This window comes from Azotobacter chroococcum (assembly GCF_004339665.1).
GTDB classification, from domain to species: Bacteria; Pseudomonadota; Gammaproteobacteria; order Pseudomonadales; family Pseudomonadaceae; genus Azotobacter; species Azotobacter chroococcum.
Genome location: NZ_SMMU01000015.1, coordinates 79,906 through 106,602, shown reverse-complemented (window position 1 = coordinate 106,602; position 26,697 = coordinate 79,906). Strand labels below are relative to the sequence as shown.

Annotated in this window: 26 protein-coding genes and 1 pseudogene; 11 read left to right on the top strand and 16 right to left on the bottom strand. The window is 67.3% G+C overall.

Annotation, left to right across the window (positions count from 1 at the left end):
• Positions 1 to 151 precede the first annotated feature (151 nt).
• From EV691_RS14125 to EV691_RS14115, 3 genes and pseudogenes are all read right to left on the bottom strand, one after another.
• Positions 152 to 1,438, bottom strand: coding sequence for a tyrosine-type recombinase/integrase (locus EV691_RS14125; RefSeq protein WP_131297523.1), 1,287 nt, complete (start codon positions 1,436 to 1,438; stop codon positions 152 to 154).
• A gap of 128 nt (positions 1,439 to 1,566) precedes the next feature.
• Positions 1,567 to 2,748 carry an acyl-CoA dehydrogenase gene (locus EV691_RS14120; protein ID WP_131297522.1) on the bottom strand — a complete coding sequence of 394 codons (1,182 nt, stop codon included), beginning with the start codon at positions 2,746 to 2,748 and terminating at the stop codon, positions 1,567 to 1,569.
• Between the two features lie 61 nt (positions 2,749 to 2,809).
• Positions 2,810 to 3,169: pseudogene (locus EV691_RS14115) on the bottom strand (3-oxoadipyl-CoA thiolase); the annotation flags it as partial.
• Positions 3,170 to 3,213: 44 nt separating this feature from the next.
• On the opposite strand from EV691_RS14115, the gene EV691_RS14110 reads away from it, so the two are divergent.
• The gene (locus tag EV691_RS14110) at positions 3,214 to 3,768 is read left to right on the top strand and encodes a nitroreductase (protein WP_242672485.1); all 555 of its coding nucleotides are present in this window, start codon (positions 3,214 to 3,216) and stop codon (positions 3,766 to 3,768) included.
• A 21-nt stretch (positions 3,769 to 3,789) separates the two neighbouring features.
• Here the strand turns inward: EV691_RS14110 and EV691_RS14105 are convergent, their stop codons facing one another.
• Positions 3,790 to 4,827: a DNA-binding protein gene (locus EV691_RS14105; RefSeq protein ID WP_131297520.1), complete on the bottom strand. Its 1,038-nt coding sequence runs from the start codon at positions 4,825 to 4,827 to the stop codon at positions 3,790 to 3,792.
• 176 nt (positions 4,828 to 5,003) lie between these two features.
• On the opposite strand from EV691_RS14105, the gene EV691_RS14100 reads away from it, so the two are divergent.
• Positions 5,004 to 5,975 carry a site-specific integrase gene (locus EV691_RS14100; RefSeq protein WP_131297519.1) on the top strand — a complete coding sequence of 324 codons (972 nt, stop codon included), beginning with the start codon at positions 5,004 to 5,006 and terminating at the stop codon, positions 5,973 to 5,975.
• 238 nt (positions 5,976 to 6,213) lie between these two features.
• A complete protein-coding gene (locus tag EV691_RS14095; protein ID WP_131297518.1) occupies positions 6,214 to 6,765 on the top strand; it encodes a phosphoribosyltransferase in 552 nt (183 codons plus the stop codon).
• A gap of 16 nt (positions 6,766 to 6,781) precedes the next feature.
• Here the strand turns inward: EV691_RS14095 and EV691_RS14090 are convergent, their stop codons facing one another.
• Both EV691_RS14090 and EV691_RS14085 read right to left on the bottom strand, forming a co-directional pair.
• On the bottom strand, positions 6,782 to 7,414 hold the full coding sequence (locus EV691_RS14090; protein WP_131297527.1) for a dienelactone hydrolase family protein: 633 nt from the start codon (positions 7,412 to 7,414) through the stop codon (positions 6,782 to 6,784).
• A 23-nt stretch (positions 7,415 to 7,437) separates the two neighbouring features.
• Positions 7,438 to 8,118, bottom strand: coding sequence for a phosphoribosyltransferase (locus EV691_RS14085; protein ID WP_131297517.1), 681 nt, complete (start codon positions 8,116 to 8,118; stop codon positions 7,438 to 7,440).
• Between the two features lie 117 nt (positions 8,119 to 8,235).
• Here EV691_RS14085 and EV691_RS14080 point away from each other — a divergent pair, with 117 nt between their 5' ends.
• Complete coding sequence (locus EV691_RS14080) at positions 8,236 to 8,727, top strand: BCAM0308 family protein (protein ID WP_131255893.1); 492 nt, start codon at positions 8,236 to 8,238, stop codon at positions 8,725 to 8,727.
• Positions 8,728 to 8,753: 26 nt separating this feature from the next.
• Here EV691_RS14080 and EV691_RS14075 read toward each other — a convergent pair whose 3' ends face one another.
• Complete coding sequence (locus EV691_RS14075; RefSeq protein WP_131297516.1) at positions 8,754 to 9,578, bottom strand: FAD/NAD(P)-binding protein; 825 nt, start codon at positions 9,576 to 9,578, stop codon at positions 8,754 to 8,756.
• 220 nt (positions 9,579 to 9,798) lie between these two features.
• Between EV691_RS14075 and EV691_RS14070 the strand changes: the two genes are divergently transcribed.
• Positions 9,799 to 10,374 carry an Hsp20/alpha crystallin family protein gene (locus EV691_RS14070; RefSeq protein ID WP_131297515.1) on the top strand — a complete coding sequence of 192 codons (576 nt, stop codon included), beginning with the start codon at positions 9,799 to 9,801 and terminating at the stop codon, positions 10,372 to 10,374.
• 233 nt (positions 10,375 to 10,607) lie between these two features.
• On the opposite strand, the gene groL is transcribed toward EV691_RS14070, so the two are convergent.
• The 4 genes from groL to EV691_RS14050 form a co-directional block, all read right to left on the bottom strand.
• On the bottom strand, positions 10,608 to 12,221 hold the full coding sequence (groL, locus tag EV691_RS14065) for a chaperonin GroEL (protein ID WP_131297514.1): 1,614 nt from the start codon (positions 12,219 to 12,221) through the stop codon (positions 10,608 to 10,610).
• Between the two features lie 3 nt (positions 12,222 to 12,224).
• Positions 12,225 to 13,166, bottom strand: coding sequence for a universal stress protein (locus EV691_RS14060; protein WP_131255888.1), 942 nt, complete (start codon positions 13,164 to 13,166; stop codon positions 12,225 to 12,227).
• Between the two features lie 76 nt (positions 13,167 to 13,242).
• A complete protein-coding gene (gene phnN / locus EV691_RS14055) occupies positions 13,243 to 13,809 on the bottom strand; it encodes a ribose 1,5-bisphosphokinase (RefSeq protein ID WP_131297513.1) in 567 nt (188 codons plus the stop codon).
• Positions 13,806 to 14,045 (bottom strand): hypothetical protein, encoded by a 240-nt coding sequence (locus tag EV691_RS14050; protein ID WP_131297512.1) that lies wholly within the window; start codon positions 14,043 to 14,045, stop codon positions 13,806 to 13,808. Before EV691_RS14050 ends, phnN begins: the two co-directional genes overlap by 4 nt.
• A 43-nt stretch (positions 14,046 to 14,088) precedes the next feature.
• On the opposite strand from EV691_RS14050, the gene EV691_RS14045 reads away from it, so the two are divergent.
• Complete coding sequence (locus EV691_RS14045) at positions 14,089 to 14,709, top strand: thermonuclease family protein (RefSeq protein ID WP_242672484.1); 621 nt, start codon at positions 14,089 to 14,091, stop codon at positions 14,707 to 14,709.
• Positions 14,710 to 14,718: 9 nt separating this feature from the next.
• Here EV691_RS14045 and EV691_RS14040 read toward each other — a convergent pair whose 3' ends face one another.
• Genes EV691_RS14040 through EV691_RS14025 form a run of 4 tightly spaced genes read right to left on the bottom strand, consistent with a single transcriptional unit; the run spans position 14,719 to position 19,089 of the window.
• Entirely contained in the window at positions 14,719 to 15,324 is a 606-nt protein-coding gene (locus tag EV691_RS14040; RefSeq protein WP_131297511.1) for a nucleotidyltransferase family protein, read from the bottom strand.
• Complete coding sequence (locus tag EV691_RS14035) at positions 15,321 to 16,310, bottom strand: XdhC family protein (RefSeq protein WP_131297510.1); 990 nt, start codon at positions 16,308 to 16,310, stop codon at positions 15,321 to 15,323. The genes EV691_RS14040 and EV691_RS14035 overlap by 4 nt, the downstream gene beginning before the upstream one ends.
• The gene (locus EV691_RS14030) at positions 16,310 to 18,622 is read right to left on the bottom strand and encodes a xanthine dehydrogenase family protein molybdopterin-binding subunit (protein WP_131297509.1); all 2,313 of its coding nucleotides are present in this window, start codon (positions 18,620 to 18,622) and stop codon (positions 16,310 to 16,312) included. Before EV691_RS14030 ends, EV691_RS14035 begins: the two co-directional genes overlap by 1 nt.
• The gene (locus EV691_RS14025) at positions 18,619 to 19,089 is read right to left on the bottom strand and encodes a (2Fe-2S)-binding protein (RefSeq protein WP_131297508.1); all 471 of its coding nucleotides are present in this window, start codon (positions 19,087 to 19,089) and stop codon (positions 18,619 to 18,621) included. The genes EV691_RS14030 and EV691_RS14025 overlap by 4 nt, the downstream gene beginning before the upstream one ends.
• 185 nt (positions 19,090 to 19,274) lie before the next feature.
• Between EV691_RS14025 and EV691_RS14020 the strand changes: the two genes are divergently transcribed.
• The 5 genes from EV691_RS14020 to EV691_RS14000 all read left to right on the top strand — a co-directional run bounded on the left by EV691_RS14020 (position 19,275) and on the right by EV691_RS14000 (position 24,504).
• Positions 19,275 to 20,177 carry a LysR family transcriptional regulator gene (locus EV691_RS14020; protein ID WP_131297507.1) on the top strand — a complete coding sequence of 301 codons (903 nt, stop codon included), beginning with the start codon at positions 19,275 to 19,277 and terminating at the stop codon, positions 20,175 to 20,177.
• A gap of 460 nt (positions 20,178 to 20,637) precedes the next feature.
• Positions 20,638 to 21,228: a TerD family protein gene (locus EV691_RS14015; RefSeq protein WP_131297506.1), complete on the top strand. Its 591-nt coding sequence runs from the start codon at positions 20,638 to 20,640 to the stop codon at positions 21,226 to 21,228.
• The gene (locus EV691_RS14010; RefSeq protein ID WP_131297505.1) at positions 21,225 to 22,376 is read left to right on the top strand and encodes a TerD family protein; all 1,152 of its coding nucleotides are present in this window, start codon (positions 21,225 to 21,227) and stop codon (positions 22,374 to 22,376) included. Before EV691_RS14015 ends, EV691_RS14010 begins: the two co-directional genes overlap by 4 nt.
• Before the next feature lie 156 nt (positions 22,377 to 22,532).
• Positions 22,533 to 23,111, top strand: coding sequence for a TerD family protein (locus tag EV691_RS14005; RefSeq protein ID WP_131297504.1), 579 nt, complete (start codon positions 22,533 to 22,535; stop codon positions 23,109 to 23,111).
• 145 nt (positions 23,112 to 23,256) lie between these two features.
• Positions 23,257 to 24,504, top strand: coding sequence for a VWA domain-containing protein (locus EV691_RS14000; protein ID WP_131297503.1), 1,248 nt, complete (start codon positions 23,257 to 23,259; stop codon positions 24,502 to 24,504).
• 24 nt (positions 24,505 to 24,528) lie between these two features.
• Here the strand turns inward: EV691_RS14000 and EV691_RS13995 are convergent, their stop codons facing one another.
• A complete protein-coding gene (locus EV691_RS13995; protein WP_131297502.1) occupies positions 24,529 to 26,640 on the bottom strand; it encodes an LTA synthase family protein in 2,112 nt (703 codons plus the stop codon).
• Positions 26,641 to 26,697 lie beyond the last annotated feature (57 nt).

Here is a 26,697-nt window from a genome sequence, read left to right as displayed (position 1 = left end):
CAGAGCCCCCTCGAAAGCCGGATATACGGAAGCAGTCGTACCACGGTCGTCGACACAGCGTTTCACTGGCAAACCGGGGAGAGTCCATATACGGGTGCAACCCGCCGACTTCGGTGCGGTCCCGCGCCATGTTCGGCGGGTTTCACCCGCCCTACCGGCGCTTCACCCGGCGCGGGCGCCCGGTGGGCGTCCGTTCCGGCGCGACGCCGGTGTAATAGATGTCATGGGTGGTACTGGCCTTGGCGTGGCCCAGGTCGACCTGCAGGCTCCTGAGCGGCCGGTGCGGCGCGTCGTAGCTGGCGCTGGTATGGCGCAGCCAGTAGGTGCTGGCGGCGCGCAGGCTGGAGATTTCCCGCTCGCCGCGGCCCTCGGCCTGCATTCGTTTGACCGCGCTGTCGAAGCACTTCTGCACGATGTTGCGGATCTGCCGGTCGGTCAGCCCGCCGCGGCCGTCCAGCTTCAGCAGCAGCGGTACGTTCTCGCTGGGCTGCGGCAGCGGCGTCAGGTTGCGCGACATGCGGTAGCGCTTGAGGTAGCCGAGCAGCTCGCTGCCGACCGAGATCCGCCGCTCCTTGCCGCCCTTGCCGACGGTCACGTACCACCAGGCACCGTCGCCGTCCTGCTGGAAGGCCTGCATGGTCGGATGCCAGTCGGGACGCCCGGCCAGCTCGGAGATGCGCAGGTACAGGGAGAACAGCACGACTACCACGAACAGCGTGCGTTCGTGGCGCTCCGCGTCCTGGTGGGCCATCCACTCCGCGGTCTCGATGACGAACGCCCACTGCAGCGGGTTGAGCACCTTGCCCTCGATCGAGGGCGCGCGCTTCTCGAAGAAGCGGCCCGGCTCCTCGATGGCGCGGAACGGATTGTCGAGCAGCGTGTTCTGCCCGATCAGGAAGTCGTAGAAGGAACAGCAGATGGTGAAGGCCTGCTTCAGCGAACTCGCGGTGACCTTGTAGTGCTCCGGCGCCTGGCGTGGCATGCCGGTCTCGTCGGCGAGCTTGCGCGCCGCCTTGCTGCCGAGGCTCTCGTAGGGGCGCCACTGCGGATTGGGCACCAGCTCGCCGGGCTCCTCGCCGGCGATGAAGCGCCGCCGCACTGCCTGGCCGACCCACTCTATGTCCGGTTCGCGACAGAAGCCGAGGAAGGCCTCGGCGTCCTCGCGGGTCAGCCTCAGCACCGAACTCCCCTTCTTCAGCCAGCTCCACAGCAGCAGCCGCTCCACCTGGATGCGGTAGGCCTTGTAGGTGGTTTCCCAGCCGGCGTAGTCGCGCAGGAAATCCCGGGTGTGCAGGTAATCGTTCTTGGCCGGAAGCTCCGGTTCGAGCCTGTTCAGAAAACGCACGACGAAGCGGTTTTCGAACACCAGGCTGCCTGGGGACAGCGCCAGGAAGCGTGCATAGGTGTCGAACAGCGGCTGGGGAATGAGTTCGGTCATCGGGCAAGGGGTCTGTCGGGTGGCTGGATGTCAGGATACATATTCCGATTATAGGCATAATCGGAATACTTCCTGCCCCCGATACGTGCGAAAGCCCGGCTCGAAGCCGGGCTCTTGCCCCTACCCGCTCAGAAGAACGCCTGGATGCCGGTCTGCGCCCTGCCGAGGATCAGCGCATGGATGTCGTGGGTGCCTTCGTAGGTGTTGACCACCTCCAGGTTGACCAGGTGCCGGGCGATGCCGAACTCATCGCTGATGCCATTGCCGCCCAGCATGTCGCGGGCCAGGCGGGCGATGTCCAGCGCCTTGCCGCAGCTGTTGCGCTTCATGAGCGAGGTGATCTCCACCGCCGCGGTGCCCTCGTCCTTCATCCGTCCCAGGCGCAGGCAGCCCTGCAGGCCCAGGGCGATCTCGGTCTGCATGTCGGCCAGTTTCTTCTGGATCAGCTGGTTGGCAGCCAGCGGGCGGCCGAACTGCTTGCGGTCGAGCACATACTGCCGCGCGGTGTGCCAGCAGGCCTCGGCGGCGCCCAGCGCGCCCCAGGCGATGCCGTAGCGCGCCGAGTTCAGGCAGGTGAAGGGCCCCTTGAGGCCGCGCACCTCGGGGAAGGCGTTCTCCTCGGGAACGAACACCTCGTCCATGACGACCTCGCCGGTGATCGAGGCGCGCAGCCCGACCTTGCCGTGGATCGCCGGGGCGGACAGCCCGGCCCAGCCCTTCTCCAGCACGAAACCGCGGATGTCGCCGGCCTCGTCCTTGGCCCAGACCACGAACACGTCGGCAATCGGGCTGTTGGTGATCCACATCTTGCTGCCGGTCAGCCGGTAGCCGCCGTCGACCTTTTTCGCCCGACAGGCCATCGAGCCCGGGTCGGAGCCGTGATCGGGCTCGGTCAGGCCGAAGCAGCCAATCCACTCGCCGCTGGCCAGCCTGGACAGGTACTTCTGCTTCTGCGCCTCGGTGCCGAACTCGAAGATCGGCAGCATCACCAGCGAGGACTGCACGCTGAGCATCGAGCGGTAGCCGGAGTCGATGCGCTCGACCTCGCGGGCGATCAGCCCGTAACACACGTAGTTCAGGCCGCTGCCGCCGTATTCGGCCGGAATGGTCGCGCCGAGCAGGCCGGTCTCGCCCATCTCGCGGAAGATCGCCGGATCGGTGTGCTCCCGGCGGAAGGCTTCCAGCACCCGCGGGGCCAGCCGCTCGGCGGCGAACTTGCGGGCGCTGTCCTGCACCATGCGTTCCTCGTCGCTCAGTTGCTGGTCGAGCAACAGCGGATCTGCCCAGTTGAAGCTTGTGTGGTTGGCCATGTCGGTATTCCTGTCTTGTTGTTCTATCGCTAGTGAATTCAGTGTCCGGGCGAAACCGGCATCAGTCCAGCCGTTCGACGACGCAGGCGATTCCCTGCCCCAGGCCGATGCACAGGCTGACCAGCACATGGCGCCCGCCGGTGCGTTCGAGCTGGCGCAGCGCGGTCAGCACCAGACGCGCCCCGGAGGCGCCCAGCGGATGGCCGATGGCGATGGCGCCGCCGTTGGGATTGAGGCGCGGGTCGTCGTCGGCCAGCCGGGTGCAGCCCAGCACCTGGGCGGCGAAGGCCTCGTTGATCTCGATCACGTCCATATCGGCCAGGCCCAGTCCGGTGCGCTGCAGCACCTTGCGGATCGCCGGCACCGGGCCTAGGCCCATCAGCCGCGGCTCCACCCCGGCGATGGCGCCGGCGTAGCGGCCGAAGGGCGAGCGCAGGCCGTCGTAGATATAGGCTGTCATGCCGATTGCTCCTGTTGTTCCGGGGTGTCGAGCGGCAGGCCGAGCTGCACGTGGCGAGCGACGCTGCCGAACAGCATCGCCCCGAACCCGAATACGACTACTACCCCAGCCAATGGGTCGAGCCCTACCTGGGACGCCGCCGGCAGAACGGCTTCGCCCTCTACGAAGTCCTTGGCATCGACCGCAGGGACCTGCAGCGGCGCGAGCAGCAGATGCTGCGCAACTACTCATTCTTCGATGCGCCAGTCGGCCTGCTGGTGACCCTCGACCGCCGCCTGAATACCGGCAGCTACATGGACCTCGGCATGTTCATCCAGAACATCCTCGTCGCCGCCCGCGGCCAGGGGCTGCACAGCTGCGCCCAGGCTGCCTTCGCCCCTTTCCATGCCGCCGTGCGCCGGCATCTGCCGTTGTGCGAAGACGACCTCCTGGTTTGCGGCATCGCCCTGGGATACGAGGACACCCAGGCCCCGGAAAACCGCCTGCTGACCGAGCGGCAGCCGGTCGAGGAGTTCGCCAGTTTCCATGGCTTCAGCGAAGTAGCAGAAGGCGCCTGCTGAGCCTTGCTCCCCGCCGGGCCGTCAGGACTCCTCCTGCCGCTCCGGGGCGGTTTCTTCTGACGTGAGCCGCGCCCTCTCCTGCTCGCTCACGATTGTCTGCCGCAGCAACTGCAGCTCCGTGTTGGCCGCCGCCAGGCCGATGTGCAGCGCCTGCGCCTCCTGGCGCTGCGTATCGAGAGCCGCTTTCAGCTCGCCCGTTTCCGCCTGCAGCAGACCCAGGCGATCCTGCAGAACCTCTCTGGCGGCATGAGACTGGGTGAGCTGGCCGTGTAGCGCGGCCAGCTCGCCGGCCTGCCGTTCCAGCCGGTCGCGCTGTTCGCCCAGCTCCTTCGCTCTATAGGCATTCTCGCTGGCCAGGCGCTCGTTGGCGCGGTTCAGCTGGGTCACCTCGTCCTGTTTGAGGATCAAGGTCTGCTGCAGCTGGCGCAGCTCCATCTGCACCTGTTGCAGCTGGGCTTCGTGGCGGCGCTGCTCCTGTTCGCGCTGCTCCTTGCTGGCCTGGCGGTAGTGCTCCAGCGCCTCGCGGCTGTGCCGGTGCTTCTCTTCCAGCGAGCGCACCTGCTCGTCGCGATCCTTCAGGTGCGCAGCCTGATCCTGATTGGCCTGGCGCAGGCGCGCCTGCTCGACCTCGGCCTGCTGCAACTGCTCGCGGCTGTGCTGGTGACGCTCCGTCTCGGCTTGCAGCTGGCCTGAAAGGCTGTCGACCTGCCCCTGTAACTGGCCGATCTGCTCCTGCGCCTGGACCAGGCGCGCCTCGAAGTCCGCCCGCTCGGCGTCGCACTGCTGGCGCATCCGCGCAACGGTTTCCTCGGCCTCGCCCTGCAGGCGCGCGGCCAGCGGCGCGATCAGTGCGGCCAGTTCGTCGCTCAGGCCGACGGCACTCCTCGCCTGCCCGGCTTCGCTTTCCTCCAGCTCCTTCAGGTAGCGATGGATGGTGGTCTTCGAGCCGGTATTGCCCAGCTCGACGCGTACCGCGTCGATGCCGGGATGTTCGCCGCGGGCCAGCAGCGCCTGCCGCGCCCGCATGACCAATGCCTTGTTGATGCCGCCACGTGCCATGGAAGTCTGCTCTTCGGATTATTTCGTACTGTTTTACATATTACGTAATTACATATTAATTTTCAGCTTTCACAACGATAAAAGTCGCTATTTCTGATACTTGATAATGAAGTATTATCCGCTGACAGACCCGCAGGCAGCTGCGAGAATGGCGCTTTTCGTACTGGAGACGGGCAATGAGCGATATCGAGCGCTACCTGCAGGCCGGCACGCGGGAGAACACCCGGCGCAGCTACCAGGCGGCCATCGAGCACTTCGAGGTGAGCTGGGGTGGCTTTCTGCCAGCGACCGGCGACAGTGTGGCGCGCTATCTGGTCGCCTACGCCGACAAGCTGTCGCTCAACACGCTGAAGCTGCGCTTGGCTGCCTTGGCCCAGTGGCACGTCACCCAGGGCTTTCCCGATCCGACCAAGGCGCCGGTGGTGCGCCAGGTGCTCAAGGGCATCCGCGCCCTGCATCCGGCGCGGGAAAAGCAGGCCGCGCCCTTGCCGCTGCAGCATCTGGAACAGGCCGTCGGCTGGCTCGACGGCGAGGCCGCCAGCGCCAGCGACCGTGGCGACGCCGCCACCCTGCTGCGCTGCCGGCGCGACGCCGCGCTGCTGCTGATCGGTTTCTGGCGGGGCTTTCGCAGCGACGAGCTGTGCCGCCTGGAAGTCGAGCGCATCCAGGCGGTGGCCGGCGTGGGCATGGAGATCCACCTGCCGCGCAGCAAGGGCGACCGCGACTTCCTCGGCACCACCTGCCGTGCCCCGGCGCTGAAGCGGCTGTGTCCGGTGCAGGCCTATCTGGACTGGATCGAGCTGGCCGGCCTGGCGCAGGGACCGGTGTTCCGCCGCCTCGACCGCTGGGGCAACCTCGGCGCGGACGGCCTCAACCCCAACAGCCTGATCGCCCTGCTACGGCAGATCCTGGAGCGCGCCGGAGTACCGGCCGCGTCGTACAGCAGCCACTCGCTGCGCCGCGGCTTCGCCACCTGGGCCGCCGCCAACGGCTGGGACCTCAAGAGCCTGATGGGCTACGTCGGCTGGAAGGACATGAAATCGGCCATGCGCTACATCGATCCCACCCTGTCCTTCGGCGGACTGGCTGCCAGGCCGCTTCTGGACAGCGATGCCGCCCCCCTGGCGAAGCTCCCCGATGCGTTCTAGCGCATACCTCGCCCTTGTCTTTGATTACAGCTTTGATGGATTGCTTGAGAGGTTGGTTGGGTGGAATATCTCTCTGCCCTACATTTCCGATTTCAGTAAATACATAAAAGGTTCGTTCCCATCGGGGGCCAGTGCCGGGCTTTCCCGTTATCGAATGAGGGGTCAATGCTCCGGCCTGGCTGGCCAAAGGCGATCGGCTATGGTTTCAGAGAGATGGCAGCATCATGGGAGGACAGTCATGAGCAGCGCCGAGCAACGGCTGTGCCTCTATACCGCCGTCGAACTGGAACCGGTGCTGCAACGCATGACACAGCAGGCCGCCCGGCTCTTCCAGCCGGGACGTCCGCTGTATGTGGTGGGGCTGTTGCGACGCGGCGAGCCGCTCGCCCGGATGCTTGCCGAACGGCTGCAACCGCTGCTCGGACTGGCCGAACTGCCGGTCATCCCCCTGCGGGTCAAGCGTTATGCAGACGACCTGAGCCTGCTGCACCCCGCCACCCTGCTGGAGGAAAACCCGGTCCTCGCCGGCCTGGAGCTGGCCGGCGCCACGCTGCTGCTGGTCGACGACGTGCTCTATGGCGGCCATTCGCTGCTACGCAGCTGCGCCTACCTGAGCCGGCTGGGGGCTGGCGAGATACGTACCGCGGTGCTGGTCGACCGCTGCGTGAGCAGCCAGCCGGTACATGCCGATGTCTGCGGGGTTCGTCTGCAGATCGCGCCGGGGGATATCATCGACTGTCAGGTGCCGCCCTACGAGGCGGAGTTCTGCATCGAGCTGTGCCGGCGATAAAGACGCCCTGCCCGGCTCAGCCGGCCAGATGCTGAAGGAACCACTGGCCGGCCAGTCGCTCCACCTCCTCCAGGGTGCCCGGCTCCTCGAACAGGTGGGTGGCGCCCGCCACCACCGCCAGATCGTGCGGACACTGCAGCCGCTCGGCGGCCTGTCGGTTCAGCGCGAGGACTTCGCTGTCCAGCTCGCCGACGATGAACAGCGAGGGCGCGCGCACCTTGTCCAGCACATCGGCCGCCAGATCGACGCGCCCGCCGCGGGAAACCACTGCAGCGATGTCGGTCGGACGCGCCGCGGCGGCGATCAGCGCGGCGGCGGCACCGGTGCTGGCGCCGAACAGGCCAATCTTCAGGGCACGCAAGTCGGCATTGGCGCGCAGCTGGTCGACCACCCCGCTCAGCCGCTCGCCGAGCAGCGGGATGTCGAAACGGAACTGGCGAGTCACCTCGTCGATGGGCTGTTCCTCCTCGGTGAGCAGGTCGAACAGCAGGGTGGCCATCCCCAGACCGTTGAAAAAGCGCGCGACGCTACGATTACGCGGACTGTGCCGGCTGCTGCCGCTGCCATGCACGAACACCACAAGCCCCTGCGCGTCCTCCGGAGCGATCAGGTCGCCATGCAGCCTGACCTTGCCCAGGGGGAAACGCATCGGTTGCGGTACAACAGGACTCTTCATGCTTGTCTTTCTCCATTTTTCTTTTTTTCTGACCATGCCCGCTGCAGCAGCTCCTGCACTTCGCGGTCGGAAACCTGGCTGAAATCGCGGTACCAGTAGCCGATCGCGCTGAGCTCCTGCGGCGTGTACAGGCAGATTACCCGATCTGCCAGCCGGCGTAGCTGACCGACCGTTTCCGGCGCACCAACCGGCACGGCGACGATCACGCTCGTCGCCCCCAACCGCCTCACCGCCTCGATGGCCGCGCGCATGGTGGCGCCGGTCGCCAGACCGTCGTCGATCAGGATCACCGGGCGCTCGCGCAGCGACGGCTGCGCCCGCTCCCCGCGATAGGCATGCTCGCGCCGCTGCAGCTCCTGGAGCTCGCGATCGGCGACGTGCTCGATGGTGGCCGGCGGTACATGGGCGTAATGGACGATGTCCTCGTTCATCACCTGCACCCCGCCGCTGGCGATGGCGCCCATCGCCAGCTCCTGATGCCCTGGCAGGCCGAGCTTGCGCACCACCAGGATGTCCAGCTCCAGTCCCAGGCGGCTGGCCACCTCGTAGGCCACCGGCACTCCGCCGCGCGGCAGGGCCAACACCAGGGCATTTGTCCAGGGTCCTTGCGAGCTCAGGTGTTCGGCCAGGTTCCGGCCGGCCTGGACCCGGTCGGGAAAAGGAATGTTCAGGCTCATTTGCACGGCTCCGCTGCACTTCTATGCTTTGAGTCTGGCCCAATAAAACCGCGCCAGGGATGGACAGTCGGAAATCGCGACGGATAGCCGGACACACCATGCAGCGAGGTGCTCGTCATGGACAAGCAGCGTCAGAGTCAGAGCGATCAACTGTTCAAGCCCGAACTCCACGACCCCTATCTCCGCCACTGGCATGCCCACGGCAATGCGCTCTGTCCGGAATGCGGGGTCTCCTACCAGGCCGGACGCTGGTCTTGGCAGGGGCTGGACGACGCCGAGCATGCCGAGCGCTGCGTCTGCCCGGCCTGCCGGCGCATCGCCGACAAGGCCCCGGCCGGCAACCTGACCCTGGCCGGCCGCTTCGTCAAGGAGCACTCGGACGAGATCTGCAACCTGCTGCGCAACACCGAGGCGCTGGAAAAGCGCGAGCATCCCCTCGAACGGCTGATGACCATCGGCGACGATCCCGAAGGGCTGGTGGTGACGACCACCGGCATGCATCTGGCGAACCGCCTGGGGCATGCGCTGGAAGCGGCCTACAAGGGCCATGCCGACTACCACTACAGCGACGACCAGACCCTGGTGAGGGTCCGCTGGGAACGCAACTAACTACTAACTGAAGGAATGGCGCTAGCTCAGCAGGGCCGGCGCGCATCCTGCTCCTCGGCGAGCCGGTCGAGATAGCGGTCGTAGCGATAGACCGGCCCTTCCTGACAGGCTGAGCTGCGCCCGACATGGCAACGCCCGCAACGGCCCATGCCGCACTCCAGACGCCGCTCGATGGACAGCCAGATGGCCGTCGGCGGCATGCCGTGCACCAGGCAGAGTTCGGCGGCGCTCTGCATCATCGGCTCCGGGCCGCAGCAGAGCACGGCCTCCGGGAGCTGAGCGGCGAGCTGGGCCTGCAGCGGCTCCAGCGGGCTGCCCCCGACGCGCCCGTCCTCCCGCCGCTCGAGGATCTCGATGAGTTCCAGAGCGCCCCGCCACTGCGCGCGCTCCCGGGCCAGCACCTGGTGGCCGGGGCTGCGCGCGCCGTAGACCAGGGTCAGGGCATCCTGCCGGCCGCCGCGGATCAGCGCCTCGATCAGCCCGGCCAGCGCCGCCAAGCCGCTGCCGCCGGCGACCACCAGTACCCGCCGGACGCCCGAGAGGTCCGGCCAGCCGATGCCGAAGGCTCCGCGATAGCCCAGCCGCGCGCCCGGCTCCAGCCCGAACAGGGCCGGACTCATCGCGCCCTCCTTGCGAATCAGCGCGGAGAAGCGCCCCTGCCAGTCCGGCGGGCGGACGTAGCTGAAGGGCGCCTCGCCCACGCCGGGGACCGTCAGCATGAAGAACTGGCCGGGCATCACGGCCTGATCGCCGGGTCGCGGCGACTGGAGGGCGAAGCTGAACTGCCGGCATCCCTCTCCTTCGTCATGGAACTCGAGCAACTGCATGGGCCGCGGAACCAGGCTGACCATGATGATTCAATCCTCTGCATAAGATGCACACGACAGGCGGAAGCGCCCAGCCGCTGGCGCAAGCGGCGGCCATGGCGAGGGAATACTATCCTTTCCCCATCGAGCACTGCCCGGTATTTCGTCGCCTGCCCCGGCCGGGACATGGTATTCGGCCAGGCATGTGCTTGACTGAGGTGCGGTTGAACTTTCCTTTTCCATCAACCACATGGAGGAAATAACCATGGCTCAAGCAAATCAGAACGTCCCCGCAGGCAAGGAGCAGCAGCCCCAGCAGTCCCAGCAGCCAACGGCCGCCTCTACCGATCCCTGGCGTCCTCTGAGCAACCTGCGCCGGCAGATCGACCACCTGCTGGAGGACTTCGACCGCATGTCGCCGTTCTGGCCGACGGGACGCAGCGGCTTCGAGATGGAGCCTTTGAGTCGGGGCGCCGGAGGCATGGCCAGCATGCCGGCGGTGGACATCGTCGAGCAGGACAAGGCCATCCTCATCACCGCCGAACTGCCCGGCATGGACGAGCAGAACATCGAGCTCAAGGTGTGCAACGGCAACCTGATGCTCAAGGGCGAGAAGAAGAGCGAACGCGAAGAGAGCAGCAAGGGCCGCTACCTCTGCGAGCGCAGCTATGGCGCCTTCCAGCGCAGCTTCGCCCTGCCGGACAGCATCGACGCCGACAAGATCGAAGCCCGCTTCGACAAGGGCGTGCTGAGCATCACCCTGCCGAAGCGCCCCGAGGCACAGCAACCAGAACGCGTCATCGGCATCAACAAGCCGGCGACCCAGTCCACCACCCATTGATCGCGCGGAGCTGACAGCAATCTGGAGCGCATGAGGAACCCCCTGGGGGCGCGGGTGATCGAGGCCACAACCGGCCGCCATCACCGGACCGCGCCCCAGCCAAAGCCCAAGGCATTTGCCCCCTCCCCGATACGTGCACCGACACACCGATCGCTCGATCGCCGGGATGGCGCCTGCTGGCGATGCCCTGAACGACTCACCCACAAGCGCAAGCAGCCCCACAGCCCCGCCCCTCACTCCGGCAGACGCGGCTCCAGGGACTTGGGCTCGGGCAGCTCGGTCATGGTCGCCTCGGTCAGCAGCAGGATGCTGGCCACCGACACCGCATTCTCCAGCGCCACCCGCACCACCTTGGTCGGATCGATGATGCCGGCCTCGAACATGTCGACATAGCGGTTCTGCGCAGCGTCGAAACCGATGCTGCCCTGTTCGGCGAGCAGCCGGGCGACCACCACGCCGTCGTCCACCGCGGAGTTCTCGGCGATGGTCCGCACCGGCATCTCCAGGGCGCGACGCAGGATCTGCAGGCCGGTGCGCTCGTCGCCCTCGACCTGCGCCTCCTCGGCGAGCAGCGCCGGCACCACGCGCAGCAGCGCCAGACCGCCGCCGGGCACCATGCCTTCGGCGATGGCCGCCTTGGTCGCGGCAATGGCATCATCCAGGGCATCCTTGCGGGCCTTCATCTCCGCCTCGGTCGGCGCCCCGGCGCGGATCACCGCCACGCCGCCGGCGAGCTTGGCCAGCCGCTCCTGCAACTTCTCGCGGTCGTAGTCGCTGCCGGTCTTGTCGAGCTGTGCGCGGATCTGCTTCATCCGCGCCTCGAGCGCCGCCGAATCGCCGGCGCCGCCGATCAGGGTGGTGCTTTCCTTGTCGACCACCACGCGCTGGATACGGCCGAGCTGGGCCAGGGTGGTGTCCGCCAGGCTGCGTCCCAGATCGCGGCTGATCACCTCGCCGCCGGTCAGCACGGCGATGTCTTCCAGCATTTCCTTGCGCCGGTCGCCGAACCCCGGCGCCTTGACCGCCACCGCATGCAGCACGCCGCGGATGTGGTTGAGGATCAACGTGGCCAGGGCCTCGCCCTCGATGTCCTCGGCGATGAACAGCATTGGCCGGCCGGCCTTGGCGACCTCCTCCAGCAGGGGGATGAGGTCCTGCAGCAGGCTGACCTTCTGTTCGCAGAGCAGGACGAAGGCATCCTCCAGCACCACCTGCATCTTCTCGGGATCGGTGACGAAGTACGGCGACACGTAGCCGCGCTCGAACTGCATGCCCTCGACCACCTCGAGGATGGTTTCGGTAGTCTTCGACTCCTCGACGGTGATCACGCCCTCGCCGCCGACCTTCTCCATGGCCTCGGCCACCAGCTCGCCGATCTGCTCGTCATTGTGCGCGGAGATGCTGGCGACCTGGGCCTTTTCCCGGCGCGCCAGCACCGGCCGCGACTGCGCTTTCAGGGAAGCGACGGCTACCTGGAGGCCACGGTCGAGGCCGCGCTTGAGATCGATGCCGCTGGCGCCGGCGACCACGTTGCGCACGCCGTCGGCGAAGATCGCCTGGGCCAGCACCGTGGAGGTGCTGGTGCCATCACCGACCGCCTCGCCGGTACGCTCGGCGGCCTGGCGCAGCATGGCCGCACCGAGGTTCTCCTCGGCATCCTCCAGATCCACCTGCTTGGCGATAGTCACACCATCGTTGCAGACCGTCGGCGCGCCCCACTGGCGCTGGATCAGCACCGACTTGGATTTCGGCCCCAGGGTCACGCGCACCGCGTCGGCCAGCTGGGTCGCCCCCTGCAGGACCTTCTCGCGCGCGGCGTTGCGAAACAGGATACGGGTCTTCGCCATGCCTCATCTCCTGTGGTAGTCGGGCTCGCAGACCCCTTCCGGGTGGACCACCAGCACGCTGCACGGCAATCGGTAGAGCAGCGCCTCGCTGGTACTGCCGAGAATCTCGTATTCGAAGGACTTGCGCAGACTGCTGCCCAGCACCACCACGTCGATCTCGTGGCGGCTGGCGTAATCGGTCAGGGTCGGGACCGGCGGCCCCAGCAGAAAATGCCGCTGCCTTTCCGGTACGCCGTGGCGATCGGCGAGCAGCCGGAAGGCCTCCTGGGCCGTGCTCTTCATCTTCGCCCCGAGCGTGCCCAGCCAGGGCAGGTTGAGCGTGGCGCTGCCGAACGGCTGGCCGCCCTGGGCGTTGCAGGCATGCAGCAGATGCAACTCGGCGCTGCACTGCAGGGCGAGATCGCCGGCCGCGCGGACGATCCGGTCGTTGAACTCGCTGGCCCCGTCGGTATGCACGAAGGGGTCGACCGCCGCCGCCACCTTGAGCGGCAGCGGGTTGTGCGCATCGGTCACCAGATGCAGCGGCACGGGGCAGCGGCGCAGCAGCTGCCAGTCCAGCGGGGTGACGAAGGCGCGCATCACCGCCGACTCCGGGCGCACGTCCTTGATCACCAGGTCCACTGGCATTTCCCGCACATGGGTGATGATTTCCTCCTCCGGGCGCTTGCTCCAGACCACCTCGGTGGTCACCTGCAAGCCCTGCTCACGCAGGATCGAGGCCTCCTCCTCCAGCCACTCGCGATGGCCGGCCAGGTAGCTGTCCACGGCCTGCTTCATCCCCTCCGGGTTGAAGCGGCCAACCGCCGCCAGGGTTTCCACATGAGTGAACAGCGCCATGTGCAGTGGCGCGCCGCTGACCCTGGCCAGGGCAGCAGCACGCTCGAAGGCCGGTGTTCGACACATGTCCGGGGTGACGACCAGCAACAGGCGTTGGAACTGGCTCATGGGGAAACCCTCCGGGGATGACAGGCCACGGTTTCATATTAGTAGGCCTGTCATGAAACGCCGGAGGGAGCGCGTGCTAGCCGGGTAGCGATTGCCGCTGCACGGCCTCCAGGAGCCCTTCGAGGGCCTGCTCCAGCGCCCCGCTGTTGTCGATGACGACGGCATCCGCCGGGCGCTCGGCCGACAGCTGCCGGGCGCGTTCGACCCGCGCGGCGATCTCCTGCGGCGTCTCCCGGCCGCGGGCGCTCAGCCGCTGCTGCAACAGCGCCGGATCGACCTGCAGCAGCAGTGGCAGCAGACGCGTGCCATAGCGCAGCCGGGCCTGATCCAGATGGGCGCGCGAGCCGTTGACCAGCACGTCCAGCCCGCGCTCCAGCCAGCAGTCGATCTCCAGGCCGATGCCATAGCGGTAGCCATTGGCGCTCCAGTGCAGGGCGAAGGTGCCGAGCGCCAGTCGCTGCTGGAACTCGGCCTCGCTCAGCCACAGATGGTTTTCCCCCTGCAGTTCGGGCGGACGGGTGATGTAGCGCGAGGCGATCAGACAGGAACCTGCACTGAGGCGTTCGCGCGCACGCAGCAGCAGGGAATCCTTGCCGGCGCCCGAAGGCCCCATCAGGTAGAACAACCGGCCATGCACGTTCATCCCTCCCCCTCGCCGTACCAGCGAACCCAGGTGCCGAAACGTTCCGGCAAAAGCACAAGAATCATGGTGTCATCCGAACGGCAATCGCAGTTTTCTAAGGATTGCTTGCTTTTAGTATTTACAGGTTGTCCCTTGCAAAGATAATGATTGCCATCATTAAAGCCATTGGCTAGCATTTTGCCCGGCATGTGACAGGGTTCAATGATTTCAGCCAGGCAGTCTGGAAACAAGAGCATTCACGTCACGGGGGATCGGTGCCCCCCGCAAGGAGGCAAATACATGATTCATCGCACCCCGTTTGCACATCAGGCGGCCCTCAAGGGCAGCCTGCTCTCCGTGCTGCTGCTGCTGGGCAGCAACACGGCTATGGCCGAGGAGATCACCGGCCAGGTGGTCGAGGTCCTGGATGGCGATACCCTCAGCCTGCTCACCTCCGACGACTGGCAGATCCACGTCCGCCTGGCCAATATCGACGCCCCCAACCCCAGCCAGCCCTACAGCGACAAGGCCCGCCAGACGCTCTCCGCCCTGGCGCTCGGCAAGCGCGCCACCCTGAAGGTGCAGGCCCGCGACATGGCCGGGCGCAGCGTGGCGCAGGTGCTCATCGAGGGCAAAGACATCAATCGCGAGATGGTCCGCCGTGGAGCAGCCTGGGTCGCCCACGACCATGCCGCGCCGCCGGTCCACCTGCTGCCCGACGAGACCGCAGCCAAGCGGGAACGCCGCGGGCTCTGGAGCCAGCCCAAGCAGGACATCGTGGCGCCCTGGGTCTGGAGCAACACCAAACAGCAGGGTCAGCAGACAATGGTTTCGAGCTGCGCCGGCCATTCCGGCACGCCTGACTGCCCCGTGCGCCGCCTGAACTGGGTGCCGCAGGACGAACAGCAACCGCGGCATTGAACAGCCGGCTCAATCCGGCAGCGCATCGGTGAAGCCGAGCGCCGCCGGCGTATCGACATCCCGGAGCACGCCGCGATCCTCGACCGCCAGCTCGTGCACCCGCCCCTCGCGCAGCAAGCGCTTCGCTCCGCGGTCGCCGTCCAGGGCCGCCAGCTCCGCCCGGCAACCCCTGCCGAAGCCGACCGGATGACCGTAGCGCCCCTGCCAGGTGGGCACCACCAGCGGGTGCTCCTCCAGCGCCCGCAGCACACGCCCGACGGTCGAAGGCAGAATGAACGGCATGTCGCCCAGGGCGATCAGCCAGCCCGCGCAATCCTCCGCATGGCTCACCGCCGCGGCGATGCTCTCGCCCATTCCCGCCGAATCCAGGATCAGGACTTCGCAGCCATGCGTCTCGCCGAGGGCGATCGCCCCGCCGTTGCCGGGCCGGGTCACCAGCAGCACCCGCTCGAGATTAGCCCGCAGCGCCAGCAGCGCATGCTCCAGCACCGCCCGTTCGCTGCCGTCGCGACCGCGGCAGCGCGCCAGCAGCTTGTCCTCGCCCGCCCCGGCAAGCGCGCGGTAGCGGCTGCCCTGCCCCGCCGCCAGCAGCACGGCGCAGATGCCGCCGCTCATGCCGGCTGCTCGCTGGCCTGACGGGCCGGCCGGCTGGCGTCGGCGACGCCATTCTTCAGCGCGACGATCTCGGCGAGCAGCGACAGGGCGATCTCCGCCGGCACCCGGCTGCCGATCGGCAGGCCGATGGGGCCGTGCAGGCGCGCGATGTCGCCTGCCGCCAGGCCGAGGAAGGCCAGGCGCTCGCGGCGCTTGGCGCTGTTGACCCGCGAGCCGAGGGCGCCGACGTAGAAGGCGCGGGATTGCAGCGCGGTGAGCAGCGCCATGTCGTCGAGGCGCGGATCATGGGTCAGCGCGACGATGGCGGTGCGTTCGTCCGGCTCGATGGCCAGCACGGCATCGTCCGGCATGCCGGGCACGAAGCGGGCGCTGCCGTCCTCCCAGCCGAAGGCGAACTCCTCGCGCGGGTCGCAGATCAGCACCTCGAAATCGAGCATCCGTGCCATCTCGCTGACATAGCGCGACAGCTGCCCCGCGCCGATCAGCAACAGGCGCCAGCGCGGCCCGTAGACCGCGCGCAGGCGCTGCCCGTCGAAGCTCAGGGCATCGCCGCGGGAAGCCTCGTGCAGACTGACCGAGCCGGTGGCCAAATCCAGCTCGCGGGCGACCAGCTCATGGTTTTCGCAGCGCGCCAGCAGCGTCTCGACCCACGCGGTCTCCAGCACCTCCTCCTCGGTCAAACGCAGGGTGCCGCCGCACGGCAGGCCGAAGCGCGCCGCCTCCTCGCGGGTCACCCCGTAGGTCACCAGGGACACCGGCCGGCCCGGCGCGCTGCGCCCGTCGTGCAGCCGCTCGATCAGGTCGTCCTCGATGCAGCCGCCGGATACCGAGCCGACCGGCATGCCGTCGCCGCGCAGGGCGAGCATGGCGCCGGGCGGCCGGGGCGCGCTGCCCCAGGTCTGCACCACCGTGTAGAGCAGCACGCGCTGGCCGGCCTGCCGCCAGGCCAGCACGCTGCGCAGAACATTCAGGTCGGCACTGTCCATCAGGCCTCCCGCCAGCCTTTCAGCTGGTCGCGGATCGGTAGTTCGCGGATGCGCTTGCCGGTGGCGGCGAAGATGGCGTTGGCCAGCGCCGGACCGACCGGCGGCACGCCCGGCTCGCCGACCCCGCCGAGCGGCACCTCGCCGGCCGGACGGACCGGATGCACGGCGATGGTCTTCGGCGCCAACGGCATGCGCGCTACCTCGTACTGGTGCAGGTTGCTCTGCTGCACCCGGCCCTCCTTGAAGCTGATCTCGCTGACCACCGTGTTGCCAAGACCCATCACGCAGGCGCCCTCCATCTGCGAACGGATGCGCTCGGGGTTGATCTGCGGGCCGCAGTCCACCGCCATGTCCGCCCGGTGCACGACCAGAGTGCCGTCGTCCCGGACCTCCACGTCGAGTACCACGGCGACGTAAGTGACGAAGCTGTAGTGCACCGCCAGCCCCAGGCCGCGGCCCCTGGGCAGCTCCCTGCCCCAGCCGGCCTGACGGGTCGCCTCCTCGACCACCGCACGCAGGCGGCCGGGGTCGATGGGATACAGGGCCGGCGATTCACCGTGGTTCCAGGTGTCGCCCAGGCTGTGCGGATCGATCCTGCGCGCCGGCCCGAGCAGTTCCAGCAGGAAGTCGCGGTGGTCCCGGCCGGCGGCGGCGGCCAGCTCGGCGATGAAGCTCTGCACGGCGAAGGCGTGGGGAATGTTCGACACCGAGCGGTACCAGCCGACCCGGGTGTGGGCTGCCGCCGCGGGGTTCTCCAGGCGCAGGTTGGGCAGCGCGTAGGGCATGCTGACGAAGCCCATGCCCAGCTCGATGGGGTTCTCGTGCCGGGGGTCCGGCCCGAACAGCGCGCCGATGCTCGGCGCCACGCTGCGGTGCAGCCAGGCGCTCGGCTTGCCGTCGGCGTCCAGGGCGCCGCGCAGGTACTCCACCGAGACGGTGTGGAAGTAGGAATGCTGCAGGTCGTCCTCGCGGGTCCACTGCACGCGCACATGGCGGCCGGGGAACTCCCTGGCCAGCACCGCCGCCTCGAGGATGAAGTCCGGCTTGGACTTGCGGCCGAAGCCGCCGCCGAGCAGGGTCACGTTGACCTTCACCTGGCCGAAGGGAATGCCCAGGCGCTCGGCGATCCGCTCGCGGGTGACCTGCGGCGCCTGGCTGGGCGCCCAGACCTCGCAGGCGCCGTCGGCGAACCAGGCGGTGGCCACCGGCGGCTCCATCGGCGCCTGGGCCAGGTGCGGAATGTAGTACTCGGCCTCGACCAGCCGCCCGCCCCTGGCGAAGACCGCTTCCACGTCGCCGGCCTCGCGCACCACCTTGCCGGGCGCTCTTGCCGCCTGGCTCATGGCCTGGCGGTAGGCGACCGAGTCGTAGGCGGCGTTGGCGCCGTCGTCCCAGTCGAGCTTGAGCGCCTCGCGGCCCTTGATCGCCGCCCAGGTGTTGGAAGCCACCACCGCCACGCCGCCCAGCGGCTGGAACTCGGAGGGCAGCGGCGAGCCGGCGATCTCCACCACCCTGACCACGCCCGGCACCTTGAGCGCCGCAGCGGCATCGAGGCTCTTCAGCCTGCCGCCGTAGACCGGCGGGCGGGCCACCACCGCGTAGAGCATGTTCTCGAAGCGCGGGTCGAGGCCGTAGACGGCGCGGCCGTTGACGATGTCGGCGCCATCGACGGAACGGGTCGACTCCTTGCCGATGTAGCGGAACTGCTCCGGCGCCTTCAGGCGCAGGCTGTCGCGTGCCGGCATCGGCAGGGCCGCGGCGGCTTCGGCCAGCTCGCCGTAGCCGAGGCTGCGCCCGCTCGGCCCGTGCACGACCTTGTGCAGCTCGGCCCGGCATTCGCCGACCGGCACCTGCCAGCGCTCGGCGGCGGCCTGCTCGAGCATCTGCCGCGCCGCCGCGCCGCAACGGCGCAGCGGCTCGAACCAGTGGCGCATGCTGCGCGAACCGTCGGTGTCCTGGTTGCCGTAGCGCTGCTCGTCGCCCGGCGCCTGCGCCACCCGCATCATCGCCCAGTCGGCCTCCAGCTCGTCGGCGACCACCATGGCCAGGCTGGTGCGCACCCCCTGGCCCATCTCCGAACGGCTGCAGACGAAGGTCACCAGCCCGTCGACGCCGAGGGTGAGGAACACCTTGGGATCGTCGACCCAGCCGTGGTCCATGCCGTCGGCGCCGTACTTGCGCTCCTCGGCGAAGGCCTCGCGCCAGCCCCAGCTGGCGGCGATCACGAGCACGCTGCTGGCCGCCATGCCCTTGAGAAAGCCGCGCCGGCTGAGGTTGGCGACGGCGAAATCGTCCATGTCCGACCGGCTCATGCCTTGCCCTCCCGCAGCTTGTTGGCGGCGACCTGGATGGCCGCGCGAATCCGGTTGTAGGTGCCGCAGCGACAGAGGTTGCCGGCCATCGCCGCCTCGATCTGCGCCTCGTCGGGGTTCGGGTTGCCCCTGAGCAGCGCGGTGGCGGTCATGATCTGCCCGCCCTGGCAGTAACCGCACTGGGCCACGCCGAGTTCCAGCCAGGCCTGCTGAACCACCTGCCCGACCGGGTCGGCGTGCAGCGCCTCGAGGGTGGTGATCTTCTTGCCGGCCGCGAGGCCGACCGGGGTGATGCAGGCGCGGGTCGCCTGGTCGTCGACGTGCACGGTGCAGGCGCCGCACAGGCCCATGCCGCAGCCGAACTTGGTGCCGCTGTAGCCGGCGACGTCGCGGATGACCCACAGCAGGGGCATGTCTTGCGGCACGTCGAGGGCGTGATCCTTGCCGTTGAGGTTGAGGGTGATCATCGAAGTCTCTCGATCCTGATTCCTTGGGAAGGAGCCCGGGGCAGAGCCCTGGCCTGGAGAACGTCAGCGAACGGTGGCAGCCCGGTCCGGGCCTGGCAGGCCGACAAGAGAGTTAATCTATCTCATGCACCGTTGAATCAGGTTCAATAATTCATTGATTTCACGGCAAGCATGGGAGATTTCGGATGCCGGCCTTCACTCGCGCGGACCTCGCCGACCTCAACGTGTTCATGACCATCGTCCGGCGCCGCAGCTTTCGCCAGGCGGCGCTCGAACTGGGGCTCACCACCTCGGCGCTGAGCCATTCGATGAAGAACCTGGAACTGCGCCTGGGCGTCAAGCTGCTCAACCGTACCAGCCGCTCGGTGGTTCCCAGCCTGGCCGGCAGCGCCCTGGCCGAACGCCTGGAACAGGGTTTCCAGACCATCGCCGAGGCGCTGGCCGAACTGGACACGCATCGTGACGCGCCGGTCGGCCGGCTGCGCCTCAACGTGCCCCGCGACGCCTCGCGCCTGCTGCTCGGCCCGGTGCTGCCGGGCTTCTTCGCCCGCTATCCGGATCTGCAGCTGGAAGTGGCGGTGGAGAACCGCATGATCGACATCGTCGCCGACGGCTTCGACGCCGGCATCCGCTTCGGCGGCACCGTGCCCCGCGACATGATCGCCATACCGCTGACCGGCGAACTGCGCTGGATCGTCGTCGCCTCCCCCGACTACCTGCGCCGCCACGGCCGCCCGCAGGCACCCGGGGACCTGCTGCAGCACCCGTGCATGCGCATCCGCCTGGGCGACAACTCGCCGTACAAGTGGGAGCTGGGCAACGGGCCGCAGGCCATTCACCTGGACGTCTCCGGGCCGCTCGGCGCCAACGAGACCGACATCCTGCTGCAGGCCGCGCTCGACGGCCTGGGCCTGGCCTACTGCCTGGAGCTGTACGTCGCCGCAGAGCTGCGCAGCGGCCGGCTGGAGCAGGTGCTGCCGGAGTGGTCGTCGATGGGTCCGCCCTTCTGCATGTACTATCCCAGCCGCCGCCAGTCCCAGCCCGGCCTGCGCCAGCTGATCGAGAGCATACGGGCGCTCGGCCTATGAAGATCGGCACATTGGAAGGAGTCCCTTCCGGGGATCGGCAACCCAACTGCTTTTCTTGGAGTCAACCATTGCATTGTCAAGCAAAGTGCCATCACTTACTTTGCCAGCACGAAACGGTTGTGATCGATAGAGTGCGACATGGAGTACGCGGAAAGGCCAAAGATTGGTACCAGCACGGCATTACTGCGTATGTCAGCTGCAGCGAAACAGACCCTGCATGGTTAGCACGCCCGCCTCCTTGCCGCATACTCGGCCGGGATATCCCGGCCTGCCCTTCAACGGCGAGCGCCCACTTCGACGGGTTCGCTGCCAACATTCCGCCCGAGCTGCCTCATCCCGTCATCACCGCGTGAACAGTGCTCGCCCGAGTCTCGGTGATGCATGCGCCAAGAAAGCCCGGCCATGCCTCCCACTCCGAATCCCGCATTCAACACCCAATACAACTGGAACGGACCACCCCATGAGCATCAGCCTCGCGAAGAAACAAACGATCTCTCTGGACAAGGAAGCCGGCACGGATCTGCGCAAGATCCGCATGGGGCTGGGCTGGGACCCGGTCAAGCCATCCGGCTTCTTCGGCAAGTTGCTGAACAGCGATAGTGCCGTTGACCTGGATGCCTCCTGCATCGTGGTGGACAGCGGCCAACGTCCCGTGGATATGGTCTGGTTCCGTCAGCTGACATCCACTGACGGCCTGATCGCGCATTCTGGCGACAACCGTACCGGCGACGGCAATGGCGACGACGAAACCATCTCCGTGAACCTGGAAGCACTGTCCGGCAACATCAAGCACCTGGTATTCACCGTGAACTCCTTTCTGGGGCAGACCTTCGAGAAGGTGGGCAACGCCTACTGCCGTATCGTGGATGACGTAACCGGCAAGGAACTGGCCCGCTTCAACCTGAGCGATCAAGGCCACCATACCGGCATGATCATGGCCTATCTGACCCGTACTGCTTCGGGTTGGAACGTGACCGCGGTCGGCCAGCGCAGCAACGGGCGAACCGTGGCCGATCTGGGTAACGAAGCCGTGGCAGCGGTGAACGCATGACCACGCTGTCTCCCGGCGCCAATGCGCCTCTCGCCCAAGGCCCGCTGACCGCCACGGTCAGCTTTACCCCGGTAGCCGGTGCGGATCTGGACGTTTCGGCCTTCCTGCTGGGGGCCAACGGCAAGGTCCGTGGCGATGCCGACATGTGCTTCTTCGGCCAGACCCTTGTCGCCAACGGTGCTGTTCAGCTGTCCCAGTCCGCATCCGGTCGGGTGGTCTTCAGCCTCAATCTGGACCGACTGGATGCCGCCGTGGAGAAAGTGGCCCTGACCGCCACCATCTACGAGAACAAGGCGCGCTTTGCGGCATTCCCGCATCTGACCCTGAGCGTAAGCGGTGGCATCGAAGCGCTCATCCCGACCCAGGGCATGCAGGAAACCGCGCTGATCCTCGGCGAGTTCTACCGCCGAGAGGATGCCTGGAAGTTCCGTTGTGTCGCGCAGGGCTTTGCCGGTGGTCTCGAGCCGCTGGCCACCCACTTCGGCGTCGAGATCGCGGCCCCGACCGCAAGCCCGCCAGCGACTCCCGCCCCGGTCAGCCTGAGCAAGATCACCCTCGACAAGTCTCGCGCCAGCATCAGCCTGGAGAAGAAAGGCGATGGCGACTTCGGCGAGATCAAGATCAACCTGAACTGGAACCGTCCCACTGCCTCCGGCGGATTCTTCTCCGGCCTGCTGGGCAGATCCGGCGGAGTCGATCTGGATGTGGGTTGCCTGTTCGAGCTGCAGGACGGTCGCAAGGGCGTGATCCAGGCGCTCGGCAAGGCCTTCGGCAGCTTCGATGACGCCCCGTACATTCACCTCATGGGCGATGACCGCACCGGCGCAGTCCGTGACGGCGAGTGGCTGCGGATCAACGGCAAGGAGTGGCGCAACATCCGCCGCGTACTGGTGTACGCCTTCATCTACCAGGGCGTCCCGAACTGGAATGCCACCGATGGTGTCGTAACGCTTTTCGCCCCCGGCCAACCGCCCATCGAAGTTCGTGTGAGCGAAGAAGGCGGCAATCTCGGTTGCTGCGCCATCGCCCTGCTCGAAAACGTGGCTGGCAGCGTGAAGGTGTCCCGTGAAGTGCGCTTCTTCCAGGACCAGCAGAAGGTCGATCACGCCTACCAGTGGGGCCTTCGTTGGAGCGCGGGCTCCAAATGACCCGGACAACCTGCAGGGCTTCGCCTGCCGACCGTTCCGGCCGTGAAGCAGCGGCAATCTGTCCTTGTCCAACGCCGACCCGAGGCTGACCAAGCCCCTGGTCGGCCTGAACCTGTAACCCAATCCTCCGCAAAACCATCCAGAAGGAAGTTGAAAATGGCTGTATCCCTGAGCAAAGGCGGCAACGTATCCCTGTCCAAAGAAGCCCCAGGCCTGACCGCCGTGAATGTCGGCCTCGGCTGGGATGCTCGCGTCACCGATGGCGCCGCATTCGATCTGGACGCCTCGGTATTCGTGCTCGGCGAGAACGACAAGGTGCTGAACGATCAGGCCTTTGTTTTCTACAACAACAAGAAGTCGGCCTGCGGCAACGTCGAACACCAGGGCGACAACCGCAGCGGCGAAGGCAGCGGCGACGACGAGCTGGTCTCCGTGAGCCTGGCTAGCCTGGGCGCCGAAGCCAGGAAGCTGGTCTTCGCTGTCACCATTCACGAGGCTGCCGCTCGCAACCAGAGCTTCGGCCAGGTGAACAAAGCCTACATCCGCGTGATGAACAAGGCCGGCGGCACCGAGCTCGCCCGCTTCGACCTGAGCGAAGATGCCTCCACCGAAACCGCGATGATCTTCGGTGAGTTGTATCGCCACGGCGAAGAGTGGAAGTTCAAGGCCATCGGTCAGGGCTTCGCAGGCGGCCTGGCCCCGCTGGCCGCCAACTTCGGCGTCAACCTCGCCTGATCAGTTGAAGGGGGCCTCCCACCGAGGCCTCCTTTAGCCTTTCCTCCTACTCCACAGGACTGGCCTCACGCCAGTCCGCGCGAAGCCAGCCCTGTGGAGCAGGGCCAGAACACTCGCCTGCGTCGATCGAACAAGGAATTTCCGAATGCTCGAACTCATCCAGGGCCAGCGGCTGCCCTTGTCCTCGATTACCACTTCAAGCTCCGTGGAAGTGACTTTCGACATTCAGGGCTCGCTGGCGCTCGACCTGGCCTGCTTCGGCCTCGATGCCCAAGGCGAGCTCTCCGACGACCGCTACATGGTCTTCTTCAACCAGCCGGAATCGCCCTGCCAAAGCGTGCGGCTGGTGAGTCCGACGACCTTCGGCCTCTCGCTGGCCGAGGTTCCGCCCAGCATCGACAAGCTCGTCTTCACCGCGGCCATCGACGGCCAGGGCACGCTGCGCCAGCTCGGCGCGAGCCGCTTCAGGATCGGCGACGCCGGCCTCTCCAGGGCCGCCTGCACGTTCGCCGGCGAGACCTTTGCCCAGGAGCGCGCCATCATGCTGGTGGAGTTCTACCGCAAGGATGGCGTCTGGCGGCTGAACGCAGTGCTGCAGGGCTTCAACGAGGGACTGGATGCGCTGGTATGCCACTTCGGCGGCGCGGTGGCGGAAGACGCAGCAGCCCCGGCGCCGGCAGTTGGCCACGTCTCCCTCGAGAAGAAGGTGGCTGCCGCAGCCCCGCAACTGGTGAGCCTGGCCAAGAAGGCACAGGTCAGCCTGGAGAAAGCCAGACTGACCGACGTGCATGCCCGGGTGGGCCTGATCCTCGACGGCTCGGGCTCCATGCACAACCAGTACAAGCGCGGCCGGGTGCAGGAAGTGGTGAATCGCCTGCTCCCACTGGCGGTTCACTTCGACAACGATGGCCAGCTCGACTGCTGGGCCTTCGGCGACCTGCCCCAGCAGCTCGGCAGCGTCAACCTGCAGAACTTCCACGATTTCATCGACACCGACCACGGCGGCTGGCGGAAATGGGAGCTGGGCTCACGCATCAACACCGAATACCGGGTCATCGAGCAGGCCATCGAGTTCTACCGCCGCAGCAGGAGTTCCACGCCGGTCTACATCCTGTTCGTCAGCGACGGCGGCATCTACGACAGCCGGCGCATCATCAAGCTGATCAGCGAAGCGGCCAAGCTGCCGATCTTCTGGCAGTTCGTCGGCCTGGCCGGAAGCAACTACGGCATTCTCGAAAAGCTCGACGACATGAGCAACCGCGAGGTCGACAACTGCAACTTCTTCGCCCTCGACGACCTGCACGACCTCGACGAGGAAACCCTCTACGACCGGCTGATGGAGGAATTCCCCGGCTGGCTGAGGGCAGCCAAGGCCAAGGGGATCGTCGCCTGACGGAGCGGCACTCGTCATCGGCCCTCAGCGCGCCGGCTTGCCGTCGCTCACTCCGGCGGTGTCCTCCAGCAGGCTGGCGGTCGCCGTTTGCAGGAAGGCGTTCAACTGGCGCTTCAGCGCCGCCTCGTCGGGAGCCGCGACGAGCGGCTGGCTGGCCGGATCGCTGCCGAGACGGTAGCGATAGAGTTTCGCCGCCAGGCCGGGGGGTTGCACCAGCACCCGGTCACCGCTGACCAGGGCGACCGTCTGGTCGCCGCCCGAGGGCTTGATCACGCCGAATCCCGGGCTGTCCGCCGGCTGGTCGAGCAGGTCCCGCCCCCAGCACTGGTGGCGAACCGCGCCGCCCAGGCGGCCCATGACGGTCGGCACGATGTCGAGCTGGGTACCGACGATGTCGCGGCGGGCGCCGAACTTCTCCTGCACGCCCGGGCCGATCAGCAGCAGCGGCACATTGAAGCGCAACAGGTCCATTTCCGTGAGCTGCTCGCGGCTGCCGAAGCCGTGGTCGCCGACCACCACGAACAGGGTGTCCTTGAAATAGGGCGAGTGGCGGGCCCGCTCGAAGAAGCGGCCCAGCGCCCAGTCCGCATAGCGCATGGCAGTCAGGCGCGGGTCCAGCTCGCCGAAACCGCTCACCGGCGCCACCGGCAGGTGTTCCGGCAGGGCATAGGGCGTGTGGTTGGAAAGCGTCTGCAGCAGGGCATAGAACGGCTGCCCGGCCTCGCTGCGGCGCTCGAGCTCCTCGGCGGCACGCTCGAACATGTCCTGGTCGGAGACGCCCCAGGTCGGATCGGAAAATACCGGGTCGACGAAATCGTGGCGGCCGATGAAATGCTTCATCCCCTGGCTGCCGAAGAAGCCCGACTGGTTGTCCCAGGCGAAGTCGCCGTTGTAGACGTACAGACTGTCGTAGCCCCGCGCGCCGAGCAGTTGCGGCAGTCCGGAAAAGCGCTGGCCGCCCTCGGGGGTCTGCATCAGGTATTCGAAACCGGGCAGGTTGGGGAAGCAGGCCATGGTAGCGAACATGCCCTGGTGGGTGTGGGTGCCGTTGGAGAAGAAGCGGGTGAACAGCAGCCCCTCCTGCGCCAACCGGTCGAAGTTCGGCGTGATGCCGCCCGGCGCGCCCAGGGCGCCGACGTAGTGGCCGGCGAAGCTCTCCATCAGGATCACCACCACGTTGCGGACCGGCAGGGTGCCGCCCAGCGGCGGCGAGTAGTCGCGACGGACGGCCGCGCTGCCCTCGTCGACCAGCCGGTCGGCGTTCGTCAGCAGCATCTGTCGCACGGTCTGGCGGGCTTCGCCGCTCGCCAGGGTGGCCTTCCAGAGGTGCTCGCGCTGATCGGAGAGCTGGCTGTGCACGGCGTCCAGCAGGGTCAGGCTGCCGTTGAGGCCGAGCCGGTTGGCGAACATCGAGTCGGTAGTGAAGGCGTCGCCCCAGCGCAGCGGCGGCCCCTGGCGCCAGGTTCCCCGCACCGCGAGCAGCGCCAGCGCCAGGCAGATCGAGAAGGCCAGGGCGCGGAGCGGCCAGCGGCTGCCAGCCTCCCGCCCCGCCACGGCCGGCGAGCGGGTGAGCCGGTCCAGCCGTCCGAACAGCCAGCCCAGCAGCAGCGTCGCGAGCAGCCAGGCGGACAGGTAGCGAAGCACCGGAAAGCCGTGCCAGAGCATGCTCAGCACGGTTTGCGGATCCTCCTTCAGGTACTGGAAGACCAGGCCGTTCAGGCGCTGGTGGAACTCGCGGTAGAAATCCAGCTCCAGCACGCCGAGAAACAAGGTGAGACTGGCGAGCAGGGTCAGCCAGGTGCGCAGCAGCGCCCTCGCCCGCATCGCCCGCCGGCTCGCCATGGCCAGCAGCAGGGGCGCGCAGACATAGACGACCAGGCGCAGGTCGAAGCGCAGGCCGTTGAGAAAGGCCTCAGCGAGGGTCGTGGCGGAGGCCGTGCCGATCTGCTCGCCGTTGTAGAGCAGCAGCGCCAGGCGCAGCAGGGAATACAGGGCCATCAATACGGCGGCGCAGGCCAGGGTGAAGGCCAGGTGCTGCCCGAGGGAAACACTGAAGGATGCTGGCGAAAGTTGCCGGGCTGACAGCCAGTGGTTTTTTCGCAAAAAGTCGAGCCCGACGGGACGGCTCGTAGGCATGGTTGCCGCGCTCCTGGAGGAAGTCTGCAGCAACCACTCTATTTATGGGGGCATGAA

Bases quoted from the DNA above. Each gene is read 5' to 3' on its own strand.
- EV691_RS14125 (WP_131297523.1), bottom strand. From the start codon at position 1,438: ATGACCGAACTCATTCCCCAGCCGCTGTTCGACACCTATGCACGCTTC.
- EV691_RS14120 (WP_131297522.1), bottom strand. From the start codon at position 2,748: ATGGCCAACCACACAAGCTTCAACTGGGCAGATCCGCTGTTGCTCGAC.
- EV691_RS14105 (WP_131297520.1), bottom strand. From the start codon at position 4,827: ATGGCACGTGGCGGCATCAACAAGGCATTGGTCATGCGGGCGCGGCAG.
- EV691_RS14100 (WP_131297519.1), top strand. From the start codon at position 5,004: ATGAGCGATATCGAGCGCTACCTGCAGGCCGGCACGCGGGAGAACACC.
- EV691_RS14095 (WP_131297518.1), top strand. From the start codon at position 6,214: ATGAGCAGCGCCGAGCAACGGCTGTGCCTCTATACCGCCGTCGAACTG.
- EV691_RS14090 (WP_131297527.1), bottom strand. From the start codon at position 7,414: ATGCGTTTCCCCCTGGGCAAGGTCAGGCTGCATGGCGACCTGATCGCT.
- EV691_RS14085 (WP_131297517.1), bottom strand. From the start codon at position 8,118: ATGAGCCTGAACATTCCTTTTCCCGACCGGGTCCAGGCCGGCCGGAAC.
- EV691_RS14080 (WP_131255893.1), top strand. From the start codon at position 8,236: ATGGACAAGCAGCGTCAGAGTCAGAGCGATCAACTGTTCAAGCCCGAA.
- EV691_RS14075 (WP_131297516.1), bottom strand. From the start codon at position 9,578: ATGGTCAGCCTGGTTCCGCGGCCCATGCAGTTGCTCGAGTTCCATGAC.
- EV691_RS14070 (WP_131297515.1), top strand. From the start codon at position 9,799: ATGGCTCAAGCAAATCAGAACGTCCCCGCAGGCAAGGAGCAGCAGCCC.
- groL (WP_131297514.1), bottom strand. From the start codon at position 12,221: ATGGCGAAGACCCGTATCCTGTTTCGCAACGCCGCGCGCGAGAAGGTC.
- EV691_RS14060 (WP_131255888.1), bottom strand. From the start codon at position 13,166: ATGAGCCAGTTCCAACGCCTGTTGCTGGTCGTCACCCCGGACATGTGT.
- phnN (WP_131297513.1), bottom strand. From the start codon at position 13,809: ATGAACGTGCATGGCCGGTTGTTCTACCTGATGGGGCCTTCGGGCGCC.
- EV691_RS14050 (WP_131297512.1), bottom strand. From the start codon at position 14,045: ATGCTCTTGTTTCCAGACTGCCTGGCTGAAATCATTGAACCCTGTCAC.
- EV691_RS14045 (WP_242672484.1), top strand. From the start codon at position 14,089: ATGATTCATCGCACCCCGTTTGCACATCAGGCGGCCCTCAAGGGCAGC.
- EV691_RS14040 (WP_131297511.1), bottom strand. From the start codon at position 15,324: ATGAGCGGCGGCATCTGCGCCGTGCTGCTGGCGGCGGGGCAGGGCAGC.
- EV691_RS14035 (WP_131297510.1), bottom strand. From the start codon at position 16,310: ATGGACAGTGCCGACCTGAATGTTCTGCGCAGCGTGCTGGCCTGGCGG.
- EV691_RS14030 (WP_131297509.1), bottom strand. From the start codon at position 18,622: ATGAGCCGGTCGGACATGGACGATTTCGCCGTCGCCAACCTCAGCCGG.
- EV691_RS14025 (WP_131297508.1), bottom strand. From the start codon at position 19,089: ATGATCACCCTCAACCTCAACGGCAAGGATCACGCCCTCGACGTGCCG.
- EV691_RS14020 (WP_131297507.1), top strand. From the start codon at position 19,275: ATGCCGGCCTTCACTCGCGCGGACCTCGCCGACCTCAACGTGTTCATG.
- EV691_RS14015 (WP_131297506.1), top strand. From the start codon at position 20,638: ATGAGCATCAGCCTCGCGAAGAAACAAACGATCTCTCTGGACAAGGAA.
- EV691_RS14010 (WP_131297505.1), top strand. From the start codon at position 21,225: ATGACCACGCTGTCTCCCGGCGCCAATGCGCCTCTCGCCCAAGGCCCG.
- EV691_RS14005 (WP_131297504.1), top strand. From the start codon at position 22,533: ATGGCTGTATCCCTGAGCAAAGGCGGCAACGTATCCCTGTCCAAAGAA.
- EV691_RS14000 (WP_131297503.1), top strand. From the start codon at position 23,257: ATGCTCGAACTCATCCAGGGCCAGCGGCTGCCCTTGTCCTCGATTACC.
- EV691_RS13995 (WP_131297502.1), bottom strand. From the start codon at position 26,640: ATGCCTACGAGCCGTCCCGTCGGGCTCGACTTTTTGCGAAAAAACCAC.